The organism is Saccharothrix sp. NRRL B-16314 (genome assembly GCF_000716595.1).
Taxonomy (GTDB): Bacteria; Actinomycetota; Actinomycetes; order Mycobacteriales; family Pseudonocardiaceae; genus Actinosynnema.
The window spans coordinates 526,432-551,069 of the sequence record NZ_JNXC01000001.1 but is presented as its reverse complement, the minus strand read 5'-3'; the positions used below and the strand labels follow the sequence as shown (position 1 = coordinate 551,069).

25 protein-coding genes and 1 pseudogene are annotated in these 24,638 nt (G+C 72.1%); 10 read left to right on the top strand and 16 right to left on the bottom strand.

Features of this window, described 5'->3' with window-relative positions:
- Window positions 1-16: 16 nt before the first annotated feature.
- Genes OQ02_RS02670 through OQ02_RS02660 form a run of 3 tightly spaced genes read left to right on the top strand, consistent with a single transcriptional unit; the run spans window position 17 to window position 2,749 of the window.
- Window positions 17-865, top strand: a complete 849-nt coding sequence (locus OQ02_RS02670) for a 3-keto-5-aminohexanoate cleavage protein (protein ID WP_033436525.1) — start codon at window positions 17-19, stop codon at window positions 863-865.
- Window positions 866-925: 60 nt separating this feature from the next.
- Window positions 926-1,507, top strand: a complete 582-nt coding sequence (locus OQ02_RS02665) for an RsiG family protein (protein WP_033436524.1) — start codon at window positions 926-928, stop codon at window positions 1,505-1,507.
- 45 nt (window positions 1,508-1,552) lie between these two features.
- On the top strand, window positions 1,553-2,749 hold the full coding sequence (locus OQ02_RS02660) for an MFS transporter (RefSeq protein ID WP_231499841.1): 1,197 nt from the start codon (window positions 1,553-1,555) through the stop codon (window positions 2,747-2,749).
- On the opposite strand, the gene OQ02_RS02655 is transcribed toward OQ02_RS02660, so the two are convergent.
- Complete coding sequence (locus OQ02_RS02655; protein ID WP_033436523.1) at window positions 2,702-3,583, bottom strand: hypothetical protein; 882 nt, start codon at window positions 3,581-3,583, stop codon at window positions 2,702-2,704. The genes OQ02_RS02660 and OQ02_RS02655 overlap by 48 nt on opposite strands.
- A 162-nt stretch (window positions 3,584-3,745) precedes the next feature.
- On the opposite strand from OQ02_RS02655, the gene OQ02_RS02650 reads away from it, so the two are divergent.
- Window positions 3,746-3,931: a DUF3073 domain-containing protein gene (locus tag OQ02_RS02650; protein ID WP_033436522.1), complete on the top strand. Its 186-nt coding sequence runs from the start codon at window positions 3,746-3,748 to the stop codon at window positions 3,929-3,931.
- Between the two features lie 71 nt (window positions 3,932-4,002).
- Here the strand turns inward: OQ02_RS02650 and OQ02_RS02645 are convergent, their stop codons facing one another.
- A complete protein-coding gene (locus OQ02_RS02645; RefSeq protein WP_033436521.1) occupies window positions 4,003-5,067 on the bottom strand; it encodes an NADH:flavin oxidoreductase/NADH oxidase in 1,065 nt (354 codons plus the stop codon).
- Window positions 5,068-5,412: 345 nt separating this feature from the next.
- Between OQ02_RS02645 and OQ02_RS02640 the strand changes: the two genes are divergently transcribed.
- Both OQ02_RS02640 and OQ02_RS02635 read left to right on the top strand, forming a co-directional pair.
- On the top strand, window positions 5,413-6,099 hold the full coding sequence (locus OQ02_RS02640) for a Crp/Fnr family transcriptional regulator (protein WP_231499840.1): 687 nt from the start codon (window positions 5,413-5,415) through the stop codon (window positions 6,097-6,099).
- Window positions 6,100-6,173: 74 nt separating this feature from the next.
- Entirely contained in the window at window positions 6,174-6,548 is a 375-nt protein-coding gene (locus tag OQ02_RS02635; RefSeq protein WP_051771563.1) for a hypothetical protein, read from the top strand.
- A gap of 29 nt (window positions 6,549-6,577) precedes the next feature.
- Here OQ02_RS02635 and iolD read toward each other — a convergent pair whose 3' ends face one another.
- The 9 genes and pseudogenes from iolD to OQ02_RS47085 all read right to left on the bottom strand — a co-directional run.
- Window positions 6,578-8,461 carry a 3D-(3,5/4)-trihydroxycyclohexane-1,2-dione acylhydrolase (decyclizing) gene (gene iolD, locus OQ02_RS02630; protein WP_033436519.1) on the bottom strand — a complete coding sequence of 628 codons (1,884 nt, stop codon included), beginning with the start codon at window positions 8,459-8,461 and terminating at the stop codon, window positions 6,578-6,580.
- Window positions 8,458-9,339, bottom strand: a complete 882-nt coding sequence (gene iolB / locus OQ02_RS02625) for a 5-deoxy-glucuronate isomerase (protein WP_033436518.1) — start codon at window positions 9,337-9,339, stop codon at window positions 8,458-8,460. The genes iolD and iolB overlap by 4 nt, the downstream gene beginning before the upstream one ends.
- A 26-nt stretch (window positions 9,340-9,365) precedes the next feature.
- Window positions 9,366-10,298, bottom strand: a complete 933-nt coding sequence (locus OQ02_RS02620; RefSeq protein ID WP_051771560.1) for a Cgl0159 family (beta/alpha)8-fold protein — start codon at window positions 10,296-10,298, stop codon at window positions 9,366-9,368.
- A gap of 82 nt (window positions 10,299-10,380) precedes the next feature.
- A complete protein-coding gene (gene iolC / locus OQ02_RS02615) occupies window positions 10,381-11,310 on the bottom strand; it encodes a 5-dehydro-2-deoxygluconokinase (RefSeq protein WP_033436517.1) in 930 nt (309 codons plus the stop codon).
- A complete protein-coding gene (locus OQ02_RS02610; protein WP_033436516.1) occupies window positions 11,307-12,107 on the bottom strand; it encodes an ATP-binding cassette domain-containing protein in 801 nt (266 codons plus the stop codon). The genes iolC and OQ02_RS02610 overlap by 4 nt, the downstream gene beginning before the upstream one ends.
- Window positions 12,104-13,150, bottom strand: coding sequence for an ABC transporter permease (locus OQ02_RS02605; protein WP_033436515.1), 1,047 nt, complete (start codon window positions 13,148-13,150; stop codon window positions 12,104-12,106). Before OQ02_RS02605 ends, OQ02_RS02610 begins: the two co-directional genes overlap by 4 nt.
- 2 nt (window positions 13,151-13,152) lie before the next feature.
- Window positions 13,153-14,157 carry a sugar ABC transporter substrate-binding protein gene (locus OQ02_RS02600; protein ID WP_033436514.1) on the bottom strand — a complete coding sequence of 335 codons (1,005 nt, stop codon included), beginning with the start codon at window positions 14,155-14,157 and terminating at the stop codon, window positions 13,153-13,155.
- Window positions 14,158-14,179: 22 nt separating this feature from the next.
- Window positions 14,180-15,043: a TIM barrel protein gene (locus tag OQ02_RS02595; RefSeq protein WP_033436513.1), complete on the bottom strand. Its 864-nt coding sequence runs from the start codon at window positions 15,041-15,043 to the stop codon at window positions 14,180-14,182.
- Window positions 15,040-16,059 (bottom strand): annotated as a pseudogene (locus OQ02_RS47085) (Gfo/Idh/MocA family protein); the annotation flags it as partial. The pseudogene OQ02_RS47085 and the gene OQ02_RS02595, both read right to left, overlap by 4 nt.
- Before the next feature lie 134 nt (window positions 16,060-16,193).
- Between OQ02_RS47085 and OQ02_RS02585 the strand changes: the two are divergent.
- On the top strand, window positions 16,194-17,189 hold the full coding sequence (locus OQ02_RS02585) for a LacI family DNA-binding transcriptional regulator (protein ID WP_033436511.1): 996 nt from the start codon (window positions 16,194-16,196) through the stop codon (window positions 17,187-17,189).
- On the opposite strand, the gene OQ02_RS02580 is transcribed toward OQ02_RS02585, so the two are convergent.
- Together OQ02_RS02580 and OQ02_RS02575 are read right to left on the bottom strand one after the other, a co-directional pair.
- Complete coding sequence (locus OQ02_RS02580) at window positions 17,176-17,484, bottom strand: DMT family transporter (protein WP_033436510.1); 309 nt, start codon at window positions 17,482-17,484, stop codon at window positions 17,176-17,178. The genes OQ02_RS02585 and OQ02_RS02580 overlap by 14 nt on opposite strands.
- A 2-nt stretch (window positions 17,485-17,486) precedes the next feature.
- Entirely contained in the window at window positions 17,487-18,227 is a 741-nt protein-coding gene (locus tag OQ02_RS02575; protein ID WP_033436509.1) for an SDR family NAD(P)-dependent oxidoreductase, read from the bottom strand.
- 83 nt (window positions 18,228-18,310) lie between these two features.
- Between OQ02_RS02575 and OQ02_RS02570 the strand changes: the two genes are divergently transcribed.
- Window positions 18,311-18,871 (top strand): TetR/AcrR family transcriptional regulator, encoded by a 561-nt coding sequence (locus OQ02_RS02570; RefSeq protein WP_033436508.1) that lies wholly within the window; start codon window positions 18,311-18,313, stop codon window positions 18,869-18,871.
- 132 nt (window positions 18,872-19,003) lie between these two features.
- Here OQ02_RS02570 and OQ02_RS02565 read toward each other — a convergent pair whose 3' ends face one another.
- The 3 genes from OQ02_RS02565 to OQ02_RS02555 are packed head-to-tail and all read right to left on the bottom strand — an operon-like array spanning window position 19,004 to window position 22,075.
- On the bottom strand, window positions 19,004-20,533 hold the full coding sequence (locus tag OQ02_RS02565) for a tripartite tricarboxylate transporter permease (protein WP_033436507.1): 1,530 nt from the start codon (window positions 20,531-20,533) through the stop codon (window positions 19,004-19,006).
- A gap of 1 nt (window position 20,534) precedes the next feature.
- Entirely contained in the window at window positions 20,535-21,086 is a 552-nt protein-coding gene (locus OQ02_RS02560) for a tripartite tricarboxylate transporter TctB family protein (RefSeq protein ID WP_081915335.1), read from the bottom strand.
- Window positions 21,083-22,075 carry a Bug family tripartite tricarboxylate transporter substrate binding protein gene (locus tag OQ02_RS02555; protein ID WP_231499839.1) on the bottom strand — a complete coding sequence of 331 codons (993 nt, stop codon included), beginning with the start codon at window positions 22,073-22,075 and terminating at the stop codon, window positions 21,083-21,085. Before OQ02_RS02555 ends, OQ02_RS02560 begins: the two co-directional genes overlap by 4 nt.
- Before the next feature lie 139 nt (window positions 22,076-22,214).
- Between OQ02_RS02555 and OQ02_RS02550 the strand changes: the two genes are divergently transcribed.
- Together OQ02_RS02550 and OQ02_RS02545 are read left to right on the top strand one after the other, a co-directional pair.
- Window positions 22,215-23,762: a sensor histidine kinase gene (locus tag OQ02_RS02550; RefSeq protein WP_033436506.1), complete on the top strand. Its 1,548-nt coding sequence runs from the start codon at window positions 22,215-22,217 to the stop codon at window positions 23,760-23,762.
- Window positions 23,759-24,421: a response regulator gene (locus tag OQ02_RS02545; protein ID WP_033436505.1), complete on the top strand. Its 663-nt coding sequence runs from the start codon at window positions 23,759-23,761 to the stop codon at window positions 24,419-24,421. Before OQ02_RS02550 ends, OQ02_RS02545 begins: the two co-directional genes overlap by 4 nt.
- Window positions 24,422-24,638: the final 217 nt, after the last annotated feature.

Genomic DNA, 24,638 nt, shown 5'->3' with positions numbered 1-24,638 from the left:
GTGCCAGGATCACGACATGTCCCGACCCGGATCCCACGGCACGCTGCTGACCGTCGCCCCCACCGGGGCCGAGCACGCGAAGGCCGACGTCCCGCAGCTGCCGGTCACGCTGGAGGAGCTGGTCGGCACGGCGGAGTCGTGCGAGCAGGTCGGCGCCACGATGATCCACGTGCACATCCGGGGCGCGGACACCAAGCCGACGTTGGACCTGGGGCTGCTCAAGGCGACGGTCGCGGCGCTGAGGGAGCGCACGAACCTGATCGTGCAGCTGTCCACCGGCGGCTCGGTGACCGACCCGGAGGCGGACCGGCTGCGGGTGCTCGACGCCCTGCCCGACTCGGCGTCCTGCACCATGGGCACGGTGAACTTCGGCGACGACGTCTTCCTGAACCGCTGGGAGTTCGTGGTCGCGCTGCACAAGGGGATGCAGGAGCGGGGCATCGTCCCCGAGTACGAGATCTTCGACATCGGCCAGCTGGCGTCGCTGCGGCGGCTGCTGGACCAGCACGGGCTGCCGGCGGGCGGCAAGGTGCACGTCGACCTGGTGATGGGCGTGCCGGGCGGCATGCCGGGTGACGCGGAGACGCTGGTGGCGGCGTTGCGGCTGCTGCCGGAGGGCGCGTCGTTCTCGGCGACGGGCATCGGGCGGACCACCCTGCCGGTGATGCTGACCGCGCTGGCCGCGGGCGGTCACCTGCGGGTGGGCATGGAGGACACCATCTCGTACGCGAAGGGCCAGCCGGTGCGGGACAACGCGCAACTGGTGGCCCGCGCCGCCGGGTTGGCGAAGATCGCCCAACGTCCGCCGCTGTCGCCCGCGGAGGCACGCGCACTGCTCGGCGTGCGCAGTCCGGTACAGGTTTGAGACAACTTTGGAAGCAGGTTTGTGTTGGCGGGTGGACACGAACTACCGCAGGATGAGTACGTGATCGAGGTGCGCCCCGGCGGGCGCCGCCGTATCGACCGGGTGCTCGCCCCCGACTACGCGGAGGGGGTCGAGCGACTTCCGCTCGCCGAGGTGCGCGCGTTGCGCGACGAGGCGGCGCAGGAGGAGACCGACCTGTCGTACCTGCGGCGGCTGCTGCACGTGCGGATCGACATCGTGCGGGCCGAGCAGGAGCGGCGGACGTCGGGCGGTTCGGCGGTGGTGGACCAGCTGGCGACCATCCTCGCGTCGAACGCGGTCGGGCCGGCCACCGGTCTGGGCCGGTACCAGACGCAGGAGCCGTCCCGGGCGGAAGCGCACCGGCGGCACGTCGAGGCGCTGGTGTCGGACGTCGACCTGTCGGACGTGAGCGCGCTCTCGGACGACAAGTTGGACCTGGCGCTGCGCGTGTTCATCGGCGAGGAGGCCTCGGTGTCGTCACGGCGGCGCGAGGTGCAGGCCGTGGTCGACTTCCTGAACGCCGAGATCGCCGGCCGGTACCAGAACGGCAGCGCCTCGGTGGACGAGCTGCTGGCCGCGGAGCGCGGTTGGCCGACCAACCCCGGTCGTTCCAAGAAGTAGGATCACAGTCCCAAAATCTGAACCGGCCGCCTAACGTGGCCGGTGATGGCACTACGACGATCCGCCGCGCCGAGGTACCGCTGGGTGGTGCTCGCGGTCGGCGCGGTGGCGCAGGGCACCAACGCCGCGGTGTTCCTGGGCCTGCCGGCGATCACCCCGCAGCTGCGGGAGCACTTCGGGCTGTCCCTGCCGCAGGTCGGCCTGCTGCTGGGCGCGGTCAACCTGGGCACGATGCTGACCCTCGTGCCCTGGGGCGCGGCGGCCGACCGGCGCGGTGAGCGGCTGGTCATGGCCATCGGCGGGTTCGGCGCCGCCTCCTGCCTCGCGTTGGCGGCTTTCGACGGGCCCGTCGTGGCCGGGTTGGCGCTGGTCGGCGTCGGGATGTTCGGTGCGAGCGTGAACGCGGCCAGCGGCCGTGCGGTGCTGACCTGGTTCCCCGCCGAGCGCCGCGGGTTCGCCATGGGCCTCCGGCAGACCGCCACCCCGCTCGGTGCGGCGCTGGCCGCCGCGGCGCTGCCGGTGATCGCGCTCCAGGCCGGTGTGCCGGTGGTGTTCCTGGCGCTGGCGGGCTTCACCGGGTTCGTGGCGGTCGCCGTCGCCCTGCTGGTCCGGGAGCCGCCGTGGGCCGTGCGCTCCGGTCCGGGTCGGCACGGGATCGTGCTCAAGGACCCGGCCTTGATGCGACTCAGCGCGGCCAGCGGACTACTGGTCGTGCCGCAGTTCACCGCCGCCGCCCTGATGGTGGAGCTCCTGCACGACCACCGGGGCGTCGCCGTCGGGCTCGCGGCCGGGTTGTTCGCCGCCGCCCAGGTCGCGGGCGGAGCGGGTCGGCTGGTGGTCGGCTGGTGGTCGGACCGGTCGACCACCAGGGTCGGACCGCTGAAGGTGCTGAGCGTGCTGGTCGCGGTCGGGTTCGCGCTGTGCGCCGCCCTCGACCAGGCGCCGGTGTGGCTGCTGGCGGCGGTCCTCGTGCCGACCGCCGCCCTGGCGCTGTGCTGGAACGGGGTCGCGATCACCGCCGCCGGTGAGCTGGCGCCGCCCGGCCGGGTCGGGATCGCGCTCGGCATGCAGAACACGGCCAACTACCTGAGCGCGACCGTCACGCCCCCGCTGGCCGGGTGGGTCGCGGTCGGCATCGGCTGGCCCGCCGCCCTGCTGATGGCCGCTGCGGCGGCCGTGGGCGCCCGCGTGCTGCTAGCCGTGCCGCTCGCGGCTCGCCAGCTCGCTCCAGAACTCCCGTAGCCGCTCGTAGCGGAGGGCGACTTCTTCGGCGTCGCCGGCCTCCAGCGCGTCCACGATCGCGTTCACGTCCGTGGCCGAGCTGTCCTCCAGCAGGTCCTCGTCGTCGATCAGCTGCACCAGGCCGCCGTAGTCGAGCTCCACCGCCGAATCGGGCGAGAAGTGGTCGAGCCAGCGCTTGGTGTCCGCGAGCACCTTGGCCGGACCCGCCTCGCCCAGGGACCGGGACACCACGCCGTGCGCCCGCGCCACCCGTTCCCGGGCGTCCGCCATGGACACCCGCCACGACACCTGGCGCTCCGGGTCGTCCTTCGGCGCCTGCACCACCCGCCGCGCGGCCGGGTCGACCAGGGCGAACCAGGGCAGCGGCACGGTCCAGGTGGTGGAGATGACGTGCACCGCCCCACCGGTCAGCTCGGCCATCACCGAGGACGCCCGCGCGCGGATCGCCTCGGGCTCGACCGACACGGCCTCGTCCTGGAGCGGACCGGTTGACGTGGCGAGGAACCCGACCAGCGCGGCGGCCGAGCGGGCCCGGAGGTCGAGGGGGCAGACCAGGGGGCCCGGACCGACTTCGCCCGGTACCTCGGCTGGACTGATGGTCATCACGTCGAACGGCGCGTCGGGGGAGACGCGTCCGTCCGACCGCTCACCGGGCAGGAGGCGACGCGGCCGGGCCAACTGTGATCGCAACCACAGCTCCCGTTCGCGGTCACCGACGTCCGCACGGCTCAACGCCCCGTTTTCCAGGGCTTTTCGCACCTGATCGGCCAACGGTGCGTCAAGAGCCGACAGCGGTTCGTACACCCTGAGGTAGGCGACGAACGGTCGAGGCACCCGCGCATCCTCCCATGTCGGGATTTGGCGGTGCGTGTCACGCCTACCGCGTCGCGGGGAACCCCTTCGACACGGTACGGTAGTTACCAGGAACTAGTTGTCGAGACGAGTGGGGCCGCCGTTCCCCCGGCCGCCCCCGTCCCTGTGCGAGGGGGTCGAGCCATGGGGCGCGGCCGAGCGAAGGCCAAGCAGACCAAGGTGGCGCGGGAGCTCAAATACAGCTCTCACAACATCGACGTCGACGCCTTGCAACGCGAGCTGTCCAGCGGCGAGTCCGCCGCAGGTCGCCGAAGCGATGAACGCTTCGACGAACCGTCGGACGATGATTACGACGACTACCGTCGCTGACGTATCCACTACCCGCTGCTGAGGTTGGGCTGCCGGTTCTCCTACCGGCAGCCCAACCTTTGCAGCGGGCCCTAGAACGCCCTGGCGTACTGCACGGGCGGGTCGAACTGCACCCCCAGCTGCCGTGCCGCGTGCAACGGCCAGTACGGGTCGCGCAGGAACTCCCGCCCGAGCAGCACCAGGTCGGCCGAGCCATCGGCGAGGACCTGCTCAGCCTGCCGGGCGTCGGTGATCATGCCGACGGCCCCGGTGGGCACGTCGGCCTTCCGCCGTACCGCCTCGGCGAACGGCACCTGGTAGCCGGGCCCGGTCGGGATGTCCGCCGCGGGCACGTTGCCGCCGGTGGACACGTCGATCAGGTCGGCGCCCAGGGCCGCGAGCTCGCGGGCGAGCTCGACGCTGTCCTCCGCGGTCCACCCGCCCTCGACCCAGTCGGTGGCGGACACGCGCACGAACACCGGCACGTCCTCGCCCACCGCGTCCCGGACGGCGGCGGTGACCTCTCGCGTCAGCCGGGTGCGGTTCTCCGGCGAGCCGCCGTAGGCGTCGGTGCGGTGGTTGCTGAGGGGCGACAGGAACTCGTGCAGGAGGTAGCCGTGGGCGGCGTGCACCTCGATCACCCGGAAGCCGGCCGCCAGCGCGCGCCGGGCCGCCGCGGCGAAGTCGGCGACGACCTCCGCGATGCCGGCGGCGTCCAGCTCGGCGGGAGTCCGGTAGGTCCCGTCGAACGGCTCGGCACTGGGCGCGACGGGCTCCCAGCCGCCGTCGGCGTCCGCGACACCGCCGTCCCGCTCCGCGAACGGCGAGTAGGTGGAGCCCTTGCGGCCGGCGTGGGCGAGCTGCACGCCGGCGACGGAGCCCTGCGCGTGGATGAAGTCGACGATCGGCCGCCACGACGCGATGTGCGCGTCGTCCCACAGGCCGGCGTCCTCGGGGGAGATGCGGCCGACGGCCTGCACCGCGGCGGCCTCGGTGAAGACCAGGCCCGCGCCGCCGGCCGCGCGCGAGCCGAGGTGCACCAGGTGCCACTCGTCCGGGTGGCCGTCGACGGACGAGTACTGGCACATCGGACTGACCGCGATGCGGTTCGGCAGGGTGACGCCACGGAGGGTCAACGGGGTGAACAGCAGGCTCACGTGAAGCTCCTCGGAACGGTCCGGTACCGGGACGGGGCCATCGGCCCGTCAACGGGTTCCAAGCCCTTGATCGGGCGGCTTGTTCCCCGGTGTGGTGTCCGTCCCACCTGACAGGAGCTGCGGAATTCCATTCGATTCGGTATTGCGCGTGCATTCGCACGTGATCTTGACTGAGAGGTCGGCGGGCAAAACGCCGAACAAGAGGCCACCAGTTACGCCCATTCGGGTGTACTGTCCGCACCACGTTCGGGGAGACCATCACTTGCGCCCGACGCAGGTCGGCCCATTCGAAGTCCCGCCGGTCACGACAGTAACAGGATCCACATGCTGCCCATGCCGACCACGATGACACCGGATCCAGGGTGGCCCAGCAACAGCCTCCTGGGCCGACTCCGAGACAACACCCGACAAGAGCTGTTGAACATCGGCACGGTCGTGCGGTACACGGCCGACCGCGAGGTCATCGAACAGGATGCGAAGGACACTCATGTCCTGCTCCTGCTCGAGGGCGTGGTCAAGGTGCAGACCACGGACGAGACGGGTGACACCGCGCTGCTCGCGATCAGGGTCGCGGGGGACCTCGTCGGCGAAATGGCCGCGCTGGACCAGAAACCCCGTTCCGCCACCGTCGTCACGTGCGGTGACGTGGTCGCGAAGCTGATCACCAGCGGTGAGCTGATGACGTTCCTGCACCGGCGCAACGACGTGTTCGTCGAATTGATCGGGATGATCAACGACCGGCTGCGCTGGGCGAACCAGCGCCGGCGCGATTTCCTGTCCCACCCCGCCTCCGAGCGGGTGGCCCGGGTGCTGGCCGAATTGGTGCAGACCTACGGACGGGAAGAGCCGCACGGGTGGACGTTGGGAATTCCGTTGACGAAGGTGGAACTCGCCTCCATCGCCGGGATGAAGCCCAGAACGGCCGAGAAGGCGTTCGCGGATCTGCGAAAGGCGGGGGTGGTGGTGAGTCACCTCAGGCGTGACGTGCTGGTGCCGGATCTCGCCGGACTGCGCAAATACGCCGGGTTCTGACACGAGGCCGCAATTCTGCGGAATTCGCGCCGGTGCGGTCCGCAGCGCATCGGCGGCACACGGACGAGAGGGACGTGAAGGTGCGCGAGGAACCGCTGAGACTGCTCGCCGGTGCCGCCGCGGGCGCACTCGCCGGCGCCGTGGACACCGAGCAGTGGCCCGAACTGCGGGCGCGGGTGGTCGCGGTGCTCGCGCCCGACCTGTTCGAGCTGGTCAGCGCCCGGTTGGACGAGGCGCGCCTGCGGCTCGTCGCGGTGCCCCGGGTGCGGCTGGAGCACGCGCGGGCCGAGTTCACCACCGAGTGGCGCGGTTCGATCCACGCCATGCTGTGGGAACGCCCCGAGGCCGCCGGACCGCTGCGCGCGGTGCTGCACGAGGTCAGCCCCGCCCTGCCCCGGCTGAGCGGGGCCCTCGGCGTTCCGGACGCCTTGGCGTCGGCCGTCCTGTGACCTGCCGGGCCGTTCGGAGGTAGCGGAGCTCAGAGGTAGCGGAGCTGCTTCGCCTTCCCGGCGGCCACCTCGTCGTGCGCGGCGGTGATCTCCGGGCGGTGGGCGACTTCCGGGACGCCGACCTCCCACCACGCGCCGGCGTCCGTCCACGCGTCCGGGCGCGTGCGGATCACGACCACGGCCGGGCGGTGCTCCGTCTTCGCCACGCGACGGGCCACGCGATAGGCCTCGCGGAGGTTCTCGAGATCGTCCACCGCGAACGTGGCGCAGCCCATCGAGGCGGCGTGCGCGGCGAAGTCGGTGCGCGGTGGTCGGGCGTGAGCCGTGCGCACGTCGTCGTAGAGGTTGTTGAAACCCGCGCCGCCCTGTCCGGTCTGGAGGCGCTGGATCACCGCGTAACCGTCGTTGTCGCACACCACGGCGACGAAACCGTGCCCGGCGAACGCCGCCGAGAACAGCTCCGAGTTGAGCATCAGGTACGAGCCGTCGCCGAGGAGCGTGGTGACGACGCCTTCCGGCCGGACGATCGCCGCACCCCACGCGCCGGCCAGTTCGTAGCCCATGCACGAGAAGCCGTACTCGACGTCCATGGTCGCCTCGCCCACCGCGCGCCAGCCGCCGATCAGCTCGCCGGGAAGGCCGCCGGACGCCGTCATCACGTAGTCCTCCGGCGCGGCCAGGTCGTTCACCACGCCCACCACCTGCGCGTACGTCGGCGCGCCGGTGGGTGCGCGCAGGTCGTCGACGTACGCGTCCCACTTCGCCCGCTCCTGCGCCGCCCGTGCGGCCCAGGTCCGTTCCGCTTGCCAGTCGTCCAGGACGTCGGTCAGCTCGCGCAGGCCCTCGTCGGCATCGGCGACCACGGACAGGGCACCGTGCTTCACCGCGTCGTACCGGGCGGCGTTGAGCGCGATGATCCGGACGTCCGGCGCGAACACCGTCCAGGAGGCGGTGGTGAAGTCCTGGAGGCGGGTGCCGACGGCGAGCACCACGTCGGCTTCGGCGGCCAGGGCGTTCGCGGAGGTCGAGCCGGTGATGCCGAGGGGGCCGGCGTGCAGCGGGTGGTCGTGCGGGACGAGGGTGCGGCCGGCGGTCGTCTCGGTGATCGGGATCGCGTGCTGCTCGGCGAAGCGGAGCGCGCGGCCGGCGGCGCGGGAGTACCGCACGCCGCCGCCCAGGACCAGCAGCGGTCGGCGGGCTCGGCGGAGGACTTCGGACGCCTCGACGAGGGCGCGCACGTCCGAACGCGGGCGGGGCGGGCGGTGGACGACCGTCGCGAACAGGGAGTCCGGGAAGTCGAACGACTCGGCTTGGACGTCCTGTGGCAGCGCGAGGACCACCGGTCCGCAGTCGGCCGGGTCGGTGAGGACGCGCGCGGCCTGCGGCAGGGCGTTGAGCAGCTGCTCCGGGCGGGTGATCCGGTCGAAGTACCGGCTGACCGCGCGGAACGCGTCGTTGACGGTGGTCGTCGGGTCGCCGAAGTGCTCCACCTGTTGGAGGACCGGGTCCGGCGCGCGGCTGGTGAACGTGTCGCCGGGGAGGAGGAGCAGCGGCAGGCGGTTGGCGTGGGCGACGCCGGCGGCGGTGACCATGTTCAGCGCGCCGGGACCGATGGAGGAGGTGGCGACGCCGACCTGGCGGCGGTGGGTGGCCTTGCCGATGCCGACCGCGGCCAGCGCCATGCCCTGCTCGTTGTGGCCGCGCCAGACGGGGAGTTCGTCGCGCGCTTCTTCGAGGGCGTTGCCGAGGCCCAGGACGTTGCCGTGGCCGAAGATCGCGAACACGCCGGGGAAGAGGGGGTGCCCGGTGCCGCCGGGCGGTTGGGTGCCGTTGGCCGATTCGGCGCCGCCGGGCAGTTCGGTTCGTTGCGCGAGCATCCAGCGGACCAGGGCTTGCGCGGTGGTGAGCCTCATTCCACCCGTCCTTCGGCTGTGGTGACGGGGCAGCGCGGGTCGAGTCGCTGCTTCGGCCAGGTGTCCCGGATCCAGGTGTGCGCGGGGTCGTCGCAGAACGCCATCGAGCGCTGGGGGCCGGGGCCGGCCAGGACGTTCAGGTAGTACATGGGGTAGCCGGGGGCTGCGACGCACGGACCGTGGTAGCCGCGGGGGATCAGGAAGACGTCGCCGTCGCGGACGGTGACGTTCTCGTCCACGTCGCCGTTGTCGGTGTAGGTGCGGTGGAAGCCGAAACCTTCACGCGACGGGGTGACCTTGTCGCGGCCGGCGATGCGGAAGTAGTAGATCTCCTCGTTGGCGACTTCGCAGGTGTGGTCGTGCTTGTGCGGTGGGTAGGACGACCAGTTGCCGTCCGGGGTGATCAGCTCGCAGGCCATGAGGCGGTCGGCGTGGTCCCAGACGCCGGGGACGCCGAAGTTGGTGACCTGCCGGGTGGCGCTGCCCGCGCCCCGGACTTCGACGGGGACGTTCTCGGCCGGGCCGTACTTCGGTGCGAGCCTGCGTTCGCAGCGCGCCGTGGGCAGTGCGACCTCGACACCGTCTTTTGTGGACAGTCGAACCCGTGCATCCCGTGGGACGTATGCGAAGTCCGAGACCCGGCTGAACACGGAATCCCGTCCTTCGAGCTCGAACCGCTCACCGTCGACCTCGACCACGCAGCCACCGGAGAGCGGGAGGACGAACGCTTCGTGGTCGCCGGTGTCGAACTCGACCGAACCTCCGGGGTGCAGCAGCAGTACCCGCAGGCCGGCTCGCTGCCAGCCGGCGGTGTCGGGCGTGAGCTCGACGGCGTTCTCACCGCGCGACAAGGTCCCCAACGGCCGATGCAGGCTCATCCGCCCACTCCCCTTCCCAGGCCTCATCACGCACCGGTCCGCTCGGGTGTCTCCCGGATCACGTTCGCCGACTCCCGCGCGCTGCGCAGCACCTGCGCCGCGGCTTCGACCGCAGCGCCGACATCACCGTCCGGCGGGTACAGCAACGCCCTCCCCACCACCAACCCGCGCACGGTCGGGTGACGGAGGGAGCGGCCCCAGGAGGCGAGGTCGTCCTCTGGCCGAGCTGACGGCACACCGCCGAGCACCAATGCGGGCAACGTGGTCGCGTCCAACACCTCATCCGCGGACGCCGGCAGCTTGAGCCACGTGTACGCCGACGTCGACCCGAGTCCTGCCGCAACGCTCGCCGCCCGCGCCAACGCCACCGCGCCCTTCTGCAACACCAAGCTCCCCGACGCGTTCCGCGCGTACGGCAACGGCTCGACCATCGCCATCAGCCCGCGTTCCGCCAACGCCGACACGGCCGCCGCGCAGCTCTCCAGCGTGGGCACGGTCCCGGGGTCGGAGTCGACCATCCTCAGCAGCATCTTGCCGCCGTCCAGCCCGTTGCCCGCGATGGCCGTGGGGTCGTAGGCGGTGAAGCGGTCGTCTATCTCCCAGTCCGCACCGGCCAGGCCGCCGCGGTTCATGGAGCCGATGACGACCCTGTCGTGCAGGCCGTCGAGGAGCAGCAGGTCCTCGATCACGTCCGGCGTGCCGAGCACCCCGTCCACCGCCGGGTTCGCCAGCGCGGTGAGCAGGCGGTCCAGCAGGGAGCGGCGGTCGGCCATCGCCAACGGGTCGGCGCCGACCCCCAGCGCACCGCGCGCGGGGTGGTCGGCGGCGACCAGGAACAGGGTGCCCTGGTCGGACAGCAGCCGTTGGCGTCGGCGGCGGGCTTGGTAGGCCAACCTGACGGCGGCCGGGTTCGTCGCCCTGGTGTCCAGCAGCTGCCGCCACCGCTCGTCCGTGATCACTGCGCACCGCCGTCCACTCGGGTTCGGGCGAACACCGCGGCCGACCGGGTCCTGACGGGTCGGCGGGCCTGGCGGGCGGTTCTCACAGGTGCGCCTCGATCTCGCTCGGGGTCGGCATGGCGTCCGCGCAGGCCAGGCGACCTGCCACCAGGGCACCGGCGACGTTCGCGTAGCGGGCGGTCCGGACCGGGTCCCAGCCCGACAGGAGACCGTGGGCCAGGGCACCGCCGAACGCGTCGCCGGCACCCAAGCCGCACACGACGTCCACCCGGTGCGGCGGGATGGTCCACGACTCCCCCTCGGTCGCGAAGAGGACGCCTTCCGCGCCCTTCTTCACCACCGCCAGTTCGACGCCCCGGGCCAGCAGGCGGGCGGCGGCCTCGTCCGGATCGGCCGTCCCCACCGCCACCTCCACCTCCGCTCGGTTCCCGACGGCCACCGTGACGTGGTCGAGCATCCAGCCGATCTCCCGACGGGCGGTCGGCACGTCCGGCCAGAACATCGGGCGGTGGTCGAGGTCCAGGACGGTGTGGGTGCGGCGGGCCCGGCGTTCCAAGATTCGGCGTTGCGTTTCACGGGCCGGCGACGCCGACACACCCGTTCCGGTCACCCACAGCACGGGCACGGACTCCACCACGTCCCACGGCACGTCGTCCGGCGTCAGGGACAGGTCGGGGGCGAGGGGCGAGCGGTAGAAGAGCAGCGGTGGGTCTTCCGGTGGGTCCAACGCGCAGAAGACGACGGGGGTCTGGAGGTCCGGGGCGGTTCCCACGAACGAGGACGAGACGCCGAACGACTCCAGCGCGGAACGGACGTAGGGGCCGAAGCCGTCCGGCCCGACCTTGGTCAGCACCGCGGCAGAACGGCCCAGCCGCGCCGCCGCCACGGCCACGTTCGTCGCCGTCCCGCCCAACGACCGGGCGAACGTCCGCACCTGCGCCAACGGCACGCCGCTCTGCTCCGGGTACAGGTCGACCCCGACCCGGCCGACGGTCAGGACCTCGACGGTCATCCCCCGACACCCCCGTCGCCCTCGACGCCGCGGAGTTCGTGGGCCAGGGCCTCCAGCTCCGCCCCGCCGGCCATCTGCCTGGTCAACTCCTCCAGGCTGATCTGCGACTTCTCGTACGTCCCCAGCGCACGGCCGCGCTTGAGCAGCAGGAACCGGTCGCCCACGGGGTAGGCGTGGTGCGGGTTGTGGGTGATCAGCACGACCCCCAGCCCGCGGTCCCGAGCCTGCGCCACGTACTTCAGCACCACCCCGGCCTGCTTGACGCCGAGCGCCGCCGTCGGCTCGTCCAGGATCAGCACCTTCGCCCCGAAGTGCACGGCCCGCGCGATCGCCACGCACTGCCGCTCACCACCGGACAGCGTGCCGACCGGCTGCTCGACGTCCCGCAGGTCGATGCCCATCCCGGCCAGCGCGGTCCGCGTCACCGACCGCCCCTTCCGCCGATCGATGAACCGGAACGGCCCGAACCCGACGGTCGGCTCCGACCCGAGGAAGAAGTTCCGCCACACGCTCATCAGCGGCACGACCGCCAAGTCCTGGTACACCGTGGCGATGCCCCGGTCGAGGGCCTCGCGCGGGGACGAGAACCGCACCGGCGAGCCGTCGACCAGGAACTCACCGGCGTCGTGCCGGTGCACCCCGGCCAACACCTTGATCAGCGTGGACTTGCCCGCGCCGTTGTCGCCGAGCACGCACGTCACCTCGCCGGCGTTGACCACGGTCGACACGTCCTTCAACGCGATCACGCTGCCGTAGGTCTTGCCGATCCCGCGCACTTCGAGGAGGGATGAACTCATCGTCGCGCCCTCTCCGCCCGCCGCCGCAGCGCGTTGTTGACCAGCACGGCGGCCAGCAGCATCACGCCGAGGAACAGCTGGAACCAGTCCGAGTTCCAGTTCGCGTAGACGATCCCCTGCCGGGCCATGCCGAAGATCAGCGCGCCGATCGCGGCGCCGACCGCCGAGCCGAAGCCACCGGTCAGCAGGCACCCGCCGATCACCGCGGCGATGATGAACTGGAACTCCAGCCCGATGCCCTGGTTCGCCTGCACGCTCGTGAACCGCAGGATGTTGATCGACCCGACGAGCCACGCCGCGCCCGCCGTGGTCATGAACAGCAGGATCTTGGTGCGCACCACGGGCACGCCGACGGCCCGCGACGACAGCGCCGACCCGCCGACCGCGAAGATCCAGTTCCCGAACCTCGTGCGCACCAGGACGGTCGCCGCGATCACCGTGAACAGGATCCACCACACGATCGACACGTAGAACGAGGTGCCGCCGAGGGTGAACGTCGACGCGAACAGGTACCCGGCCGAGGAGTAGCCCTCCGCGGATCGCATACCGGACACCTGGACGGTCCCGGTCACCAGGCGGGTGACGCCGAGGTTGAGGCCCTGCAACGCCAGGAACGTCCCCAGGGTCACGATGAAGCTGGGCAGCCCGGTGCGCATCACCAGCCACCCGTTCAGCGCGCCGACCGCCAGCGCGAACACCAGCGACGCGAGCAGCGCGAGCCACACGTTCCAGCCCAGCCTGGTCGCGAGGATCGCGGTGACCAACGCGCTGGACGCGGTCATCACGCCGGCGGACAGGTCGAACTCGCCGCCGATCATGAGCAGCGCCACCGCCACCGCCATGATCCCGAGCGTGGACGCGTCGTCCAGCCACGTCGCCACCCCGCCGGTGCTGAGGAACCGCTCGGTCACCGCGGAGAAGAACACGAAGACCAGCAGCGCGCCGAGCAGCGCGCCGATCTCGGGCCGCAGGACCAGCCGGTCGAGCAGCCTCGGCGAGCCGACTCGCTCGTCCACCGGTGGAGCCGGAGTCACGGGGGTCATCCTCAGCGGGTGCCGCGCTCGGCGTACTCGGCCACCTTGTCCACGTTGGACTTGTCGACGAAGCCCGGCCCGGTGAGCACCGGCTTGCCGCCGCCGACGGTGTTGGCGTTGTCGCGGTAGAGCTTGAGCATCACGATCGGCAGGTAGCCCTGCTCGTACTGCTGCTGGTCGACGGCGAACAGCACGTCACCGGCCTTGATCGCGGCGGTGACGTCGGCGTTGAGGTCGAACGTGGCGACCGCCGCCTTGGCCGACGCGCCCTTGACCGCGTTCACCGACGACACCGCGACCTGCGGGTTCAGCGCGAGCACGGCGTCGATGGACGGATCGGTCTGCAACGCGCCCTTGATCCGGGACTCCACGTCGGTGGGGTTGTTGATGTCGACCTGGAGGTTGGCGACGGCGCCGCCGAAGCCGGTGCGCGCGCCGTCGCAGCGCTGGTTGAGCCCGACGTTCCCGGCCTCGTGGATCACGCACAGCAGCTTGGTCTTGCCGGCTTCCTTGAGCTTGCGGCCCGCTTCCTCGCCGGCGACGCTCTCCTCCTGCCCGACGTGCGCGAGCGCGCCGAACGAAGAGCTCTTGTCCGAGCCCGAGTTGATGGTGATGACCGGGATGCCCGCCTTGACCGCGTTCTCGATCGAGGTCTTCAGCGCGTCCGGGTTGGCCATCGACACGACGATGCCGCCGACCTTCTGCGACGCCGCGTTGTCGATCAAAGTGGACTGCCGGCCGGGGTCGCCGTCGGAGTTGTAGTCGACCGTGACGCCGAGCTGCTTGCCCGCGTCGGTGGCGCCGTTCTTCACCACGTTCCAGAACGCGTCGCCCGCGCTGCCGTGGGTGATCACGGCGACGCGGAGGTCGCCGGTCGGCGCCTGGGCGGCGGCGGTCCCGGTGTTCGCGCTGTTGTCCGCGCCGGGACCGCTGCACGCGGCCAGCAGCACGAGTCCGGACAGCGCGAGTCCGAGTTGCAGGGAGCCCGCACGCAGGCCCTTCCGAGTGGACGTCATCGTCTCTCCTCGCTGGGAATGATCAGGCGGTGGTGATCTGGGTGAGGTGCGCGAGGCTGCGCCCGGTGTCCCGCAGGGGTGTGTCGAGCGGGCTGTCGGCACCGAGCGCGGTGTCCTGCTCGAGGACGTACCAGCCGGTGTAGCCGGCGTCCCCGAGGAACGCCACCAGGGCTGCCACGTCCACGTCGCCGTCGCCGAGCGGCACGTACATCCGCTGCTGGACGGCGGCCGTGTAACCGGTGTCCCCGGCACGCACGGTGGCCGCGACGTCGGCGCGGACGTCCTTGAGGTGCACGTGCCCGATCCGCTCGGGGAACCGGCGGGCCAGGTCGACCGGGTCCGTGCCGCCGATGAGGAGGTGGCCGGTGTCCAGGCAGAGCGGCAGGTCGGAGTCGGCGAGGAACCGCTCGACCTCGGCCTTGCGCTCGACGTGCGTGCCCACGTGCGGGTGCAGCACGGTGCGCAGGCCGTGGCGCGCGGCGTCGTCGCGGATGGCGGCGGCGGTGTCGATCAGGGTGCGCCACTGGTCGTCGGTGAGCGCGGGGCGTTCGTCGTAGCCGTCGAGGCCGGTCGCGGCGGCCAGCACCAGCACTTCCGCACCCGCCGCGGCCAGCAGCGCGGCGACGCGGCCCGCTTCGTCCACTGTGGACTGATCGCCGGTGTGCAGCGGGACGGCCAGGAACCCGCCGACCAACGACAGGCCGTGTCCGTCCAGCACGGCCTTCAGGGCCTGTGGTTCGGCGGGCAGGTAGTCCGGCGGACCGAGTTCGGTGGCTCGCAACCCGAGCGAGGCCATTTCGGCCAGGACGGTCGCGGGGTCGAGCACGCGACCCCACCCGGGCACCTCGCAGACACCCCAGGAGATGGGCGCTCCGGCGATCTTCACGCGACGACCTCCGTGTGGACGCGCACCGGAGCACCGGTGCGCCGGGACTGCTCGCACGCCTCGGCCAGCCGGAGGCTGATCAAACTCTCCCTCGCGGGCGACGGGTTCGCCACCGTGCCCGCCACCACCTGCGTGAACACGGCCACCTCGTTCAGGTAGGCGCGGTGGAAGCGCTCCGGGAAGCCGGGGTAGGCGTCGGCCGCGACCTTCGGGCCCTCGGGTTCCAGCGACGTCAGCGGCGTGCGCGGGTCGAGGCCGACGGTCAGCGAATCACGGCTGCCCAGGACCTCGATGCGGTGGTCGTAGCCGAGCGGGTCGTGCCGGCCGCCGGCCAGCATCGCGTGCGCGCCGCCCGCGAACTTCAGCAGCACCACGGCGTTGTCCACGTCGTCGGCGTCGGCGAACGCCTGGTCCACCAGCACCGATCCGGACGCGTACACCTCCACAACCGGCTCCCCGACCAGCCACGGCACCGCGTCCAGGTCGTGGATCAGCAGGTCGCGGAAGATGCCGCCGGACTGCGGCAGGTAGGAGAAGTCGGGCGGCTGCGCGTCGTTGCCGAGCGCCCGGACCAGGTAGACGTCACCGACGTCGCCGGCCCGGATGCGCTGGTGCAGTTCGGACACCGCCGGGTCGAACCGGCGCTGGAAGCCGACCAGGACGTCCACACCGGACGCCTCCACGTCGTCGACCAACGCCCGCATCTCGTCCACGTCGCCCGCGATGGGCTTCTCGCACAGCGTCGGGACGCGCGCCGCGATGGCTTCGCGCAGCAGCGCCGGGTGCGTGGTGGTGGGCGTGGCCAGCAGGACTCCGTCACTGGCGGTGAGCAGCGCGTCGAGGTCGTCCACGCTCCTGGTGCCGGGCAGCGCGGCGGACGCCTGCGCCGCGCGGCCGGGCACGGGGTCGAACAGCAGCACTTCGTCGACCTCGTCGAGGGTGGCCAGGTTGGTGGCGTGCATGGTGCCGATCCGACCGACGCCGGCAACTCCGATGCGCATCCCGCTGGTCTCCGTCCTGGTAGAGGCGGTCTGACGTTAGAGCGCTCTATTTGTTGGAGCGCTCTAAGGCTGTAGCGTCCGTCACACGGGTGTCAAGGGTGCGTTTCCCGCTCGTGACGTCCGACGGTGGCCGTGGAGGGGAGGGGCCGGTGGTCAGACCGACGATGGAGGACGTCGCGGCGCGCGCCGGCGTGTCCCGCGCGCTGGTGTCGCTGGTGATGCGGGGATCACCGAAAGTGAGCGATCAGCGACGGGCGGCCGTGCTGAAGGCGGCCGAGGAGCTGGGGTACTCGCCGCACGCCATGGCGCGGTCGCTGGCCAGCCGCACGTCGCACGTGCTCGGCGTGATGGTGTCCGACCTGCACAACGCGTTCTTCGCGGAAGTCGTGGACGGGCTCGACGCGGTGGCGGCCGAGCAGGGCTTCGAGCTGATCATCAACACCGGCGGGCGCAGTCCGACGCGGGAACGGCGGGCGTTGCGGAGCCTGCTGTCGTTCCGGCCGGCGGGGTTGGTCCTGCTGTCGCCGGTGGTGCCGGCCGCGGACATCGCGCAGGCGGCGGACCACACTCCCGTGGTCCTGGTGGCGCGATCGTCCCGACTGTCCACTGTAGACACCGTGAACGACGACGGCGAGCGCGGCATCGGGTTGGCCGTGGACCACCTGGTGTCGTTGGGGCACAAGAGGATCGCGCACCTCGACGGCGGCGGGGGCACGCAGGCCGCGCCCCGGCGACGCGGGTACCTCACCGCGATGGCGTCCCACGGCCTCCCGCCGCGCGTGGTGGGCAGCGAGTACACCGACGCGGGCGGCGCGCGTGCCGTCCAGGGCCTGCTGGACGACCTGCCCACCGCGATCATCTCGTGCAACGACTTCAACGCGATCGGCGCGATCTCCGCGTTGGAGGAAGCCGGTTTCCGCGTTCCGCACGACGTCTCGGTGGTGGGCTACGACAACACCTCGCTGGCCGCGTTGCGGCACGTCTCCCTGACCACGGTCGACCAGCCGCGCAACGAGTTCGGCCGCCTCGCCGCCGGAGCCCTGCTGCAACGCGTGCGGGGTGAGCGCGACGAGCCCGTGCGCCACCTGCTGCACCCGTCCCTGGTCGTCCGCACCACCACCGCACCGCCGGTCAGGCCAGCTTGAGCCCCACCACCCCGAGGACGATCAGCGCCAGGCACGCCAGCCGCAGCGGTGACGCGCTCTCACCTGCGGAGATGCCCACCAGGACCACGCCGACGGCACCGAGCCCGACCCACACGGCGTAGGCCGTCCCGACGGGCAGGGCGCGCATGGCGATCGCGAGCATCACGAAGCTCGTCACCGCCGCCGCGATGCCCACGACCGTCGGCCACAGCCGGGTGAAACCGTCCGACCGGCCCACCGCCGTGGCCCACACGACCTCCAGCAGCGCCGCGCCGAGCAGCAGCAACCAGGCCATGGCTACGCCACCGCTCCCGCGTCCACGACGAGCGCCGCGCCGGTGATGTTGCGCCCGCCGTCACCGACCAGGTGCGCCACCGCCGCCGCCACGTCCTCCGGGTCGCAGTACCGGCCGAGCGCGGTGTGGCGGCGCTCGCCGTCGGCGTCGGGGCCGTCGGCCGGGTTCATCTCGGTGTCGGTCGAGCCGGGGTGGACCAGGTTGACGGTGATGCCGCGCGGGCCGAGGTCGCGGGCCAGGCCCTTGGTCAGCCCGATCAGCGCGGACTTGCTCATCGCGTAGAGCGCCCAGCCGGGGTCCGGCACCCGTTCGACCAGGCTGCTGCCGATCCCGACGATCCGACCGCCGGCTCTCATGTGCGGCACGACCGCCTGGACCAGCACGAACGCCGCACGGGCGTGGATGACAAGGGTTCGGTCGACGTCCTCGACGGTGAAGTCCTCGAACGGCCCGTAGGGGGCGATGCCCGCGTTGTTCACGAGGATGTCGAGCCCGCCGAACGCGGTCGCGGCGCGGTCCGCGGCGGCGCGCAGGGCGGCGACGTCGGTCGCTTCGGCCGCGACCGCGAACGCCTGCACGCCCGTGGCCGTCATCTCCTCGACCACCGCACGGGCGCGGTCGCCGGACTGCGCGTACGTGATCGCCACGTTCGCGCCCTCGCGCGCCAACCGCTGGGCGACGGCCGCCCCGATTCCCCGGCTGCCACCCGTGACCAGCGCGGACTTGCCTGCCAGCTGCCTCATCGCTTCCCCCATTAACCGGAACTCGTTCCGCTTCAGCTTAAGCGGAACCAGTTCCGGTTGTCGAGGGCCGTTAAGCTGCCGGCGTGACGCGCGAGCGGGCCGACGCCGCCAAGAACCGGGCGAAGATCCTCGCCGCCGCCGCCGACATCGTGGCCGAGCGCGGCATCGAGGGCCTCGCCATGGCCGAGGTCGCCGCCGCGTCCGGGGTGGGCGTCGGCACCCTCTACCGCCGCTTCGGCGACCGGTCCGGCCTGGCCCACGCGATGATCGACGCCTCCGAGCGCGAGTTCCAGGCCGCGTTCCTCACCGGTCCGCCGCCGGTCGGCCCCGGCGCGCCACCGGCCGAGCGGATCAGGGCGTTCCTGCACGCGTTGGTGGACCGCACGTTCGCCCAGCTCGACCTGCTCCTGATGGCGGAGACCGCCGGACCGTTCGCCCGCTTCGGCGGCGCCTACGACGCGCACCACCGCCACCTGACCCTGCTGATCGCCCGTGCCCGACCGGACGTGGACGCCGCGTTCACCGCGGACGCCCTGCTGGCGCCGCTGGCGGCGAACCTGGTCGCCCACCGCGGCGCCCGGCCCGAGGTGGTCAAACCCGGGCTGGACGCCGTGCTGGACGGGCTGCTCACCCCGCCGGACTAGGCCGAGGCCACCCCGCGTTAGGCAGCCACCCCGTAAGGCGTCCACCGCGCCAGGCCGACACCGCGCCAGGCAGCCATCCCGCCAGACGTCCACCCAAGTCAGGCAGCTACCCGCGCCAGGCAGCCACCCGCGTCAGGCGTCCACCTTCGGCCGCTCCACCTGCGCGGGAGGTGCGGGCGGCGCGGGCTTGCGGAACAGGCGGCTGATCAGCGGCCACGCGAGCAGGACCGCCACGACCGCGTAGACGACCAGCGAGAACGGGGTGTTGACCAGGCCGGTCAGCGAGCCGTCCGACAGCTGCAACGCCCGGCGCATCTGCTGCTCGGCGGCCGGCCCGAGGATGACGGCGATGATCGCGGGCAGCACGGGCAGGCCGTACCGGCGCATCACGAAGCCCAGCACCCCGATCACGAACATCACCAGCAGGTCGAACACGTCGGCCTTCACCGCGTACGCCCCGACGCTGGCGAAGAACAGGATTCCCGCGTACAAGTACGGCCGCGGGATGCGCAGCAGCTTCGCCCACACCGGTGCCAGCGGCAGGTTCAGCACCAGCAGCAGGCACAGGCCGACGAACAGGGACGCGATCAGGCCCCAGACCAGCGCGGACTCCCGTTCGAACAGCAGCGGCCCCGGCTGGATGCCGTACTGCTGGAACGCCGCCAGCATCACCGCGGCCACCGCCGTCGTCGGCAGCCCGAGCGTCAGCATCGACACCAGCGTGCCCGCCGCGGACGCGCTGGCCGTCGCCTCGGGACCGGCGACGCCCTCGATCGCGCCCTTGCCGAACTCCTCCCGGTTCTTGGAGAGCCGCTTCTCCGCCACGTACGACAGGAACGTCGGGATCTCCGCGCCACCGGCGGGCACCGCGCCGAACGGGAACCCGATCAGCGGACCGCGCAGCCACGGCTTCCACGACCGCCGGAAGTCCTCGCGGCCCAGGAACGCGCGGCCGACCGGGATCGCCGTCGCCGGCTTGCGCCGCAGGTGGGCGGCCACCCACAGGGACTCGCCGACCGCGAACAGCGCGACCGCGACGACCACCACGTCGATGCCGTCGGCCAGGTGCAGCGAGCCGAACGTCAGCCGCTGCTGGCCGGTCATCTCGTCCAGCCCGACCAGCCCGATCGTGAGGCCGATCAGCAGCGACGCGAACCCGCGCACCCTGGACGCGCCGAGCACGGACGTGACCGCGATGAACGCCAACACCATGATCGCGAAGAAGTCGGGCGCGCCGATGTCCACGGCGAGCTTCGCCACCGTCGGCGCGAGCAGCACGAGCAGGGTCGTGCCGATGATCCCGCCGACGAAGTGCCCGATGGCCGCCGCCGCGAGCGCTTGCGCGCCACGGCCCTTGCGCGCCATCGGGTTGCCGTCGATCGCCGCGACCACCGCCGCGCTCTCACCCGGCGTGTTGAGCAGGATCGACGTGGTCGAGCCGCCGAACATGCCGCCGTAGTAGATGCCGGCGAACATGATGAACGCGCCGGTCGGCTCCAGGCCGTAGGTGACGGGCAGCAGCAACGCCACCGCCATGGCCGGCCCGATGCCCGGCAGCACGCCGATCGCCGTGCCCAGCAGCACGCCCAGCGCGGCCAACGCGAGGTGCGTCGGCGTCAGGGCGGTCGCGAATCCTTCGAGGAGGTTGGTGAACGAGTCCACGTCAGAACATCCCCACCAGAGGCCCGCCGGGCAGCGGCACGCCCAGGAGGTTGTTGAACAGGACGAACGTGAGCACCGACAGCCCGGCCGCGATCAGCGGGTCGCGGACGAAGTTCCGGCTGCCCAGCGCGTAGGCCGCGCCCCAGAACAGGATCGCGCCGGAGAGCGGGAAGCCGACCACCCCGATCAGCGCCGCGTTGGCCAGGAACGCGCCGCACAGCAGCAGCACCGTCCGCCAGTCCGCGGGCGCGGTGAGGTCGACGTCCTCGCCGCCCTCCGCCTCGCCGCGCCCACCGCGCAGCACGTCCCGCGCGAGCAGCACGGCGACCACGATCAACCCGACGCCGACCACCACCGGCACCGCCTTCGGGCCGACCGGTCCGCGCTGCGCGAAGTCGGTGTGGATCCGGATCGCGTCGACCAGGACCACCACGCCCAACCCCACCAGCACCGCCGACACGCCCAGCTCCGACCGCTCCCGGAACCATGCCCGGCTCAGGGTCTTGCTCGGTGGCTCGTTCACGGCCTTGTGCACGTCCAACCCTCCACTCATGCCAGCCCCAGGTCCTTGAGCACGGTCGCCACCCGCTCGTTCTCCGCGCGCAGGAACGCGCCGAACTCGTCCCCCGGCGCGAACGCGTCCGTCCAGCCGTTGCGGGCCAACGCCTCCCGCCACTGCGGGGTGCCGTGCAGGTCGGTGAACAGGTCGACGAGCCGGGCCCGGTCGGTGTCACCGATCCCCGGCGGCGCGACCACACCGCGCCAGTTGTTGAACTCGACGTCCACGCCCGACTCGCGCAGCGTCGGCGCGTCCACACCGGACAGCCGCGAACCGCTGGTCACCGCCAGCACCCGGATCTGCCCGGCCTCGATCTGGTCCCGGTACTCGCCGACGCCGGACACGCCGAACGCGACCTTCCCGCCCAGCACCGACGCCAGCAGCTCGCCACCGCCGTCGAACGGGATGTAGTTGACCGACCGGGGGTCGAGGCCGACCGCCTTGGCCATCAGCATCGGCGCCAGGTGGTCCGGCCCGCCCGGTGACGAACCGCCACCGACCTGCACCGCCCCCGGGTTCGCCCGCCACGCGTCGACCAGCTCGGCCAGCGTCCGGTACGGCGAGTCCTTGCCGACCACGACGATGTCCGGCTCCTCGATGAGCTTCGCGATCGGCGTGGTGTCGAGCAGCGACGACGGCGCCTTGTTCGTGTAGACGCTGCCGACCACGCCCAGGCCCATCGACATCACCAGCTTGCCGTTGCCGCGCTCGCTGACGATCCGGCCGAGCCCGACCGTGCCGCCCGCGCCGGGCAGGTTGAAGACCTCGGTGTTGCGGATCAGGTCGGCGTCCTCCATGGCCTTCGCCGCCGTGCGCGCCGTGATGTCGTAGCCGCCGCCGGGCGCGTTCGGGACCAGCACGCGCAGGCTCCGCAACGACGCCGTGTCGCCCGTTCCGGACGTCAGCAGCGGCGGCACGAGGACGACGACCGCCAACGCGCCGACGACCGCGAGCCAGTTCGTGAACCGCCCGGTGATCCCCACTGTGATCCCCGCCTCTCTTCCGCGTGGTTCGACATGTTGCTCTCGTGTAAACAGAGAAGTCCCGCTTGCGCGCCTAAGGGTTCTTTTGTTCTTTGTGGTCACAGCCGGGCGCGCCGATCTGCCAGGAGGTCGTGTCGTCATGGGCAGTCGCGGATCCCTGGCGCGCCAGCTGCTCGTGTGGCAACTGGTGGTGGTCGTGGCGCTGTTGTGCGCGGTGGGTGTGCTGTCGGTCGTCCAGGCGGGGAACAACTTCCGCACGACCGAGGGACGCCGGATGCTGTCCGTGGCCGAGGACGTCGGCGCGACGGCGGGCGTGCGGGCGTCGTTGGCCGACCCGCTGCGGCACTACGCGCTGGCGCCGTTCGCGGAGAGCGCGCGCAGCCTGTCCGGCGCCAGCTACGTGATCATCACCGACCCCGGCCGCAAGGTGCTGACCTCGCCCGATCCGAGCCAGGTCGGCGGCGAGCTGGACGTCGGCGGCAGCACCGCGTTGCAGGGCCGGTCGTGGGTCGGCGAGCTGGGCGGCGCGACCGTGGCGCACGTGCCGGTGATCGGTGACGACGGCGCGGTGATCGGGCTGGTCGCGGCCGGGCAGCAGGCGCCGGGGTTCTGGGAGGGTGTGCTGGACTCGCCGGACAACGCGCTGCGGCTGCTCGGCGTGGCGCTGGTCATCGGCGTCGCCGGGTCGCTGCTGCTGGCGCGACGGGTGAAGAACCAGACGCTCGGCCTGGAACCGCACGAGATCACCGCGCTGGTCGAATACCGGGAAGCGCTGCTGCACGGCATCAAGGAGGGCGTCGTGGCACTCGATCCGCAGCACCGGATCACGCTGGTCAACGACCACGCCCGCGACCTGCTGGCGTTGCCGCCGGACGCGGTGGGGCGGTCGGTGTCGGAGCTGGACCTGGACGAACGGCTGCGCGACGTGCTCACCGGGCGGGCGACCGGCGTGGACCAGCTCGCGCTGACCGGCGGCCGGGTGCTGACCCTGAACTACATGCCGCTCGACGTGCACGGCGCGGTGGTGACCCTGCGGGACCGGACCGAGCTGACCACGTTGCGGGACGAGCTGGACGCGAACCGGCACGCCACCGACACCCTCCGGGCGCAGGCGCACGAGTTCAGCAACCGCCTGCACACCATCGCCGGCCTGGTGGAGCTGGGCGAGTACGACGAGGTGCGCGGGTTCATCAGCCGCATCAACACGGCGCAGGGCGCGTGGCGGACCGAGGTCGGCTCGAAGATCGCCGACCCGGCCGTGGCGGCGCTGCTGATCGCGAAGTCCAGCCTCGCCGCCGAACGCGGCATCGGGCTGCGGATGGCGCCGGACAGCTCGTTGGGCGCGGTGGACGAGGAGTTGTCGACGGACCTCGTCACGGTGCTCGGGAACCTGGTGGACAACGCGCTGGACGCGCTGTCCGGAGGCGGCTGGATCGAGGTGTCGGTGCGGTCCTCGCCGGACGAGGTCCTGGTCGTGGTGCGGGATTCCGGCCCCGGAGTCGCGGCCGGGCTGGCCGAGGAGGTGTTCCGGCACGGGTTCACCACGAAGGCCGCCGAGCAGGGTCAGCGCGGGCTCGGGTTGGCGCTCATCCGGCAGACCTGCCTGCGGCGCGGCGGGTCCGTGCGGGTGCGCAACGAGAACGGCGCGGTGTTCACCGCACGGCTGCCCGTGGAGGTGCCGGCGTGATCAGGGTCCTGGTGGTCGACGACGATTTCATGGTCGCGAAGGTCCACAGCGGGTACGTGGCGCGGACGCCCGGGTTCGAGGTGGTCGGCGTGGCGCACACCGGCGCGGACGCGGTGCGGCTGGTGCGCGGGCTGCGGCCGGACCTGGTGCTGCTGGACGTCTACCTGCCGGACGTGGACGGGTTGACGGTGCTGCGGGAGCTGCGCGGGGTGCGCGACGACGTGGACGTCATCGTGATCACGGCGGCGACGGACGTGGAGACGGTGCGCAGCGCCATGCGGGGCGGGGTGCTGCACTACCTGATCAAGCCGTTCGAGTACGCGGCGCTCCGCGACCAGCTCGCCCACTTCGCCGCGCTGGACCGGCGGCTGGACCAGCTGGCGTCGGCCGGCCAGGCGGACGTGGACCAGGTGTTCGGCGCACGGCCGCGCAGCGCGCCCGTGCTGCCCAAGGGGTTGACCGCGCAGACGGCCGCGCTGGTGGAGCGGGTGCTGCGGGCAGGTCCGGTGACGGCGAGCGAGTGCGCGGACGCGACCGAACTGGCCCGGGTGTCCGCGCGGCGGTACCTGGAGCACTTCGTGAGCACCGGCAAGGCGGAGGTGCGGCTGAAGTACGGCGGGACCGGGCGGCCCGAACGCCTCTACGTCTGGCTCGGCTGACCCTGGCTCGGCCGGCTGGCTGGGCCGGCTCTGGCTGGGCTGCCCCTGGCTGGGCCGGCTCTGGCTGGGCTGACCCTGGCTCTGCAGGCTCTGGCTCGGCAGGCTGGGCTCGCTCCGGCTCGGCTCACTCCGGCTCGGCTGACCCTGACCCGGCCGGCCCTGGCGGCTGGGCTCGCTCCGGCTCGGCTCACTCCGGCTCGGCTGACCCTGACCCGGC

What these genes read in the sequence shown, in the direction of transcription:
- OQ02_RS02670 (WP_033436525.1), top strand. Translation starts at nt 17, where the DNA reads ATGTCCCGACCCGGATCCCACGGCACGCTGCTGACCGTCGCCCCCACC.
- OQ02_RS02660 (WP_231499841.1), top strand. Translation starts at nt 1,553, where the DNA reads ATGGCACTACGACGATCCGCCGCGCCGAGGTACCGCTGGGTGGTGCTC.
- OQ02_RS02650 (WP_033436522.1), top strand. Translation starts at nt 3,746, where the DNA reads ATGGGGCGCGGCCGAGCGAAGGCCAAGCAGACCAAGGTGGCGCGGGAG.
- OQ02_RS02640 (WP_231499840.1), top strand. Translation starts at nt 5,413, where the DNA reads ATGACACCGGATCCAGGGTGGCCCAGCAACAGCCTCCTGGGCCGACTC.
- iolD (WP_033436519.1), bottom strand. Translation starts at nt 8,461, where the DNA reads ATGAGGCTCACCACCGCGCAAGCCCTGGTCCGCTGGATGCTCGCGCAA.
- iolB (WP_033436518.1), bottom strand. Translation starts at nt 9,339, where the DNA reads ATGAGCCTGCATCGGCCGTTGGGGACCTTGTCGCGCGGTGAGAACGCC.
- iolC (WP_033436517.1), bottom strand. Translation starts at nt 11,310, where the DNA reads ATGACCGTCGAGGTCCTGACCGTCGGCCGGGTCGGGGTCGACCTGTAC.
- OQ02_RS02610 (WP_033436516.1), bottom strand. Translation starts at nt 12,107, where the DNA reads ATGAGTTCATCCCTCCTCGAAGTGCGCGGGATCGGCAAGACCTACGGC.
- OQ02_RS02605 (WP_033436515.1), bottom strand. Translation starts at nt 13,150, where the DNA reads ATGACCCCCGTGACTCCGGCTCCACCGGTGGACGAGCGAGTCGGCTCG.
- OQ02_RS02600 (WP_033436514.1), bottom strand. Translation starts at nt 14,157, where the DNA reads ATGACGTCCACTCGGAAGGGCCTGCGTGCGGGCTCCCTGCAACTCGGA.
- OQ02_RS02580 (WP_033436510.1), bottom strand. Translation starts at nt 17,484, where the DNA reads ATGGCCTGGTTGCTGCTGCTCGGCGCGGCGCTGCTGGAGGTCGTGTGG.
- OQ02_RS02575 (WP_033436509.1), bottom strand. Translation starts at nt 18,227, where the DNA reads ATGAGGCAGCTGGCAGGCAAGTCCGCGCTGGTCACGGGTGGCAGCCGG.
- OQ02_RS02560 (WP_081915335.1), bottom strand. Translation starts at nt 21,086, where the DNA reads ATGAGTGGAGGGTTGGACGTGCACAAGGCCGTGAACGAGCCACCGAGC.
- OQ02_RS02550 (WP_033436506.1), top strand. Translation starts at nt 22,215, where the DNA reads ATGGGCAGTCGCGGATCCCTGGCGCGCCAGCTGCTCGTGTGGCAACTG.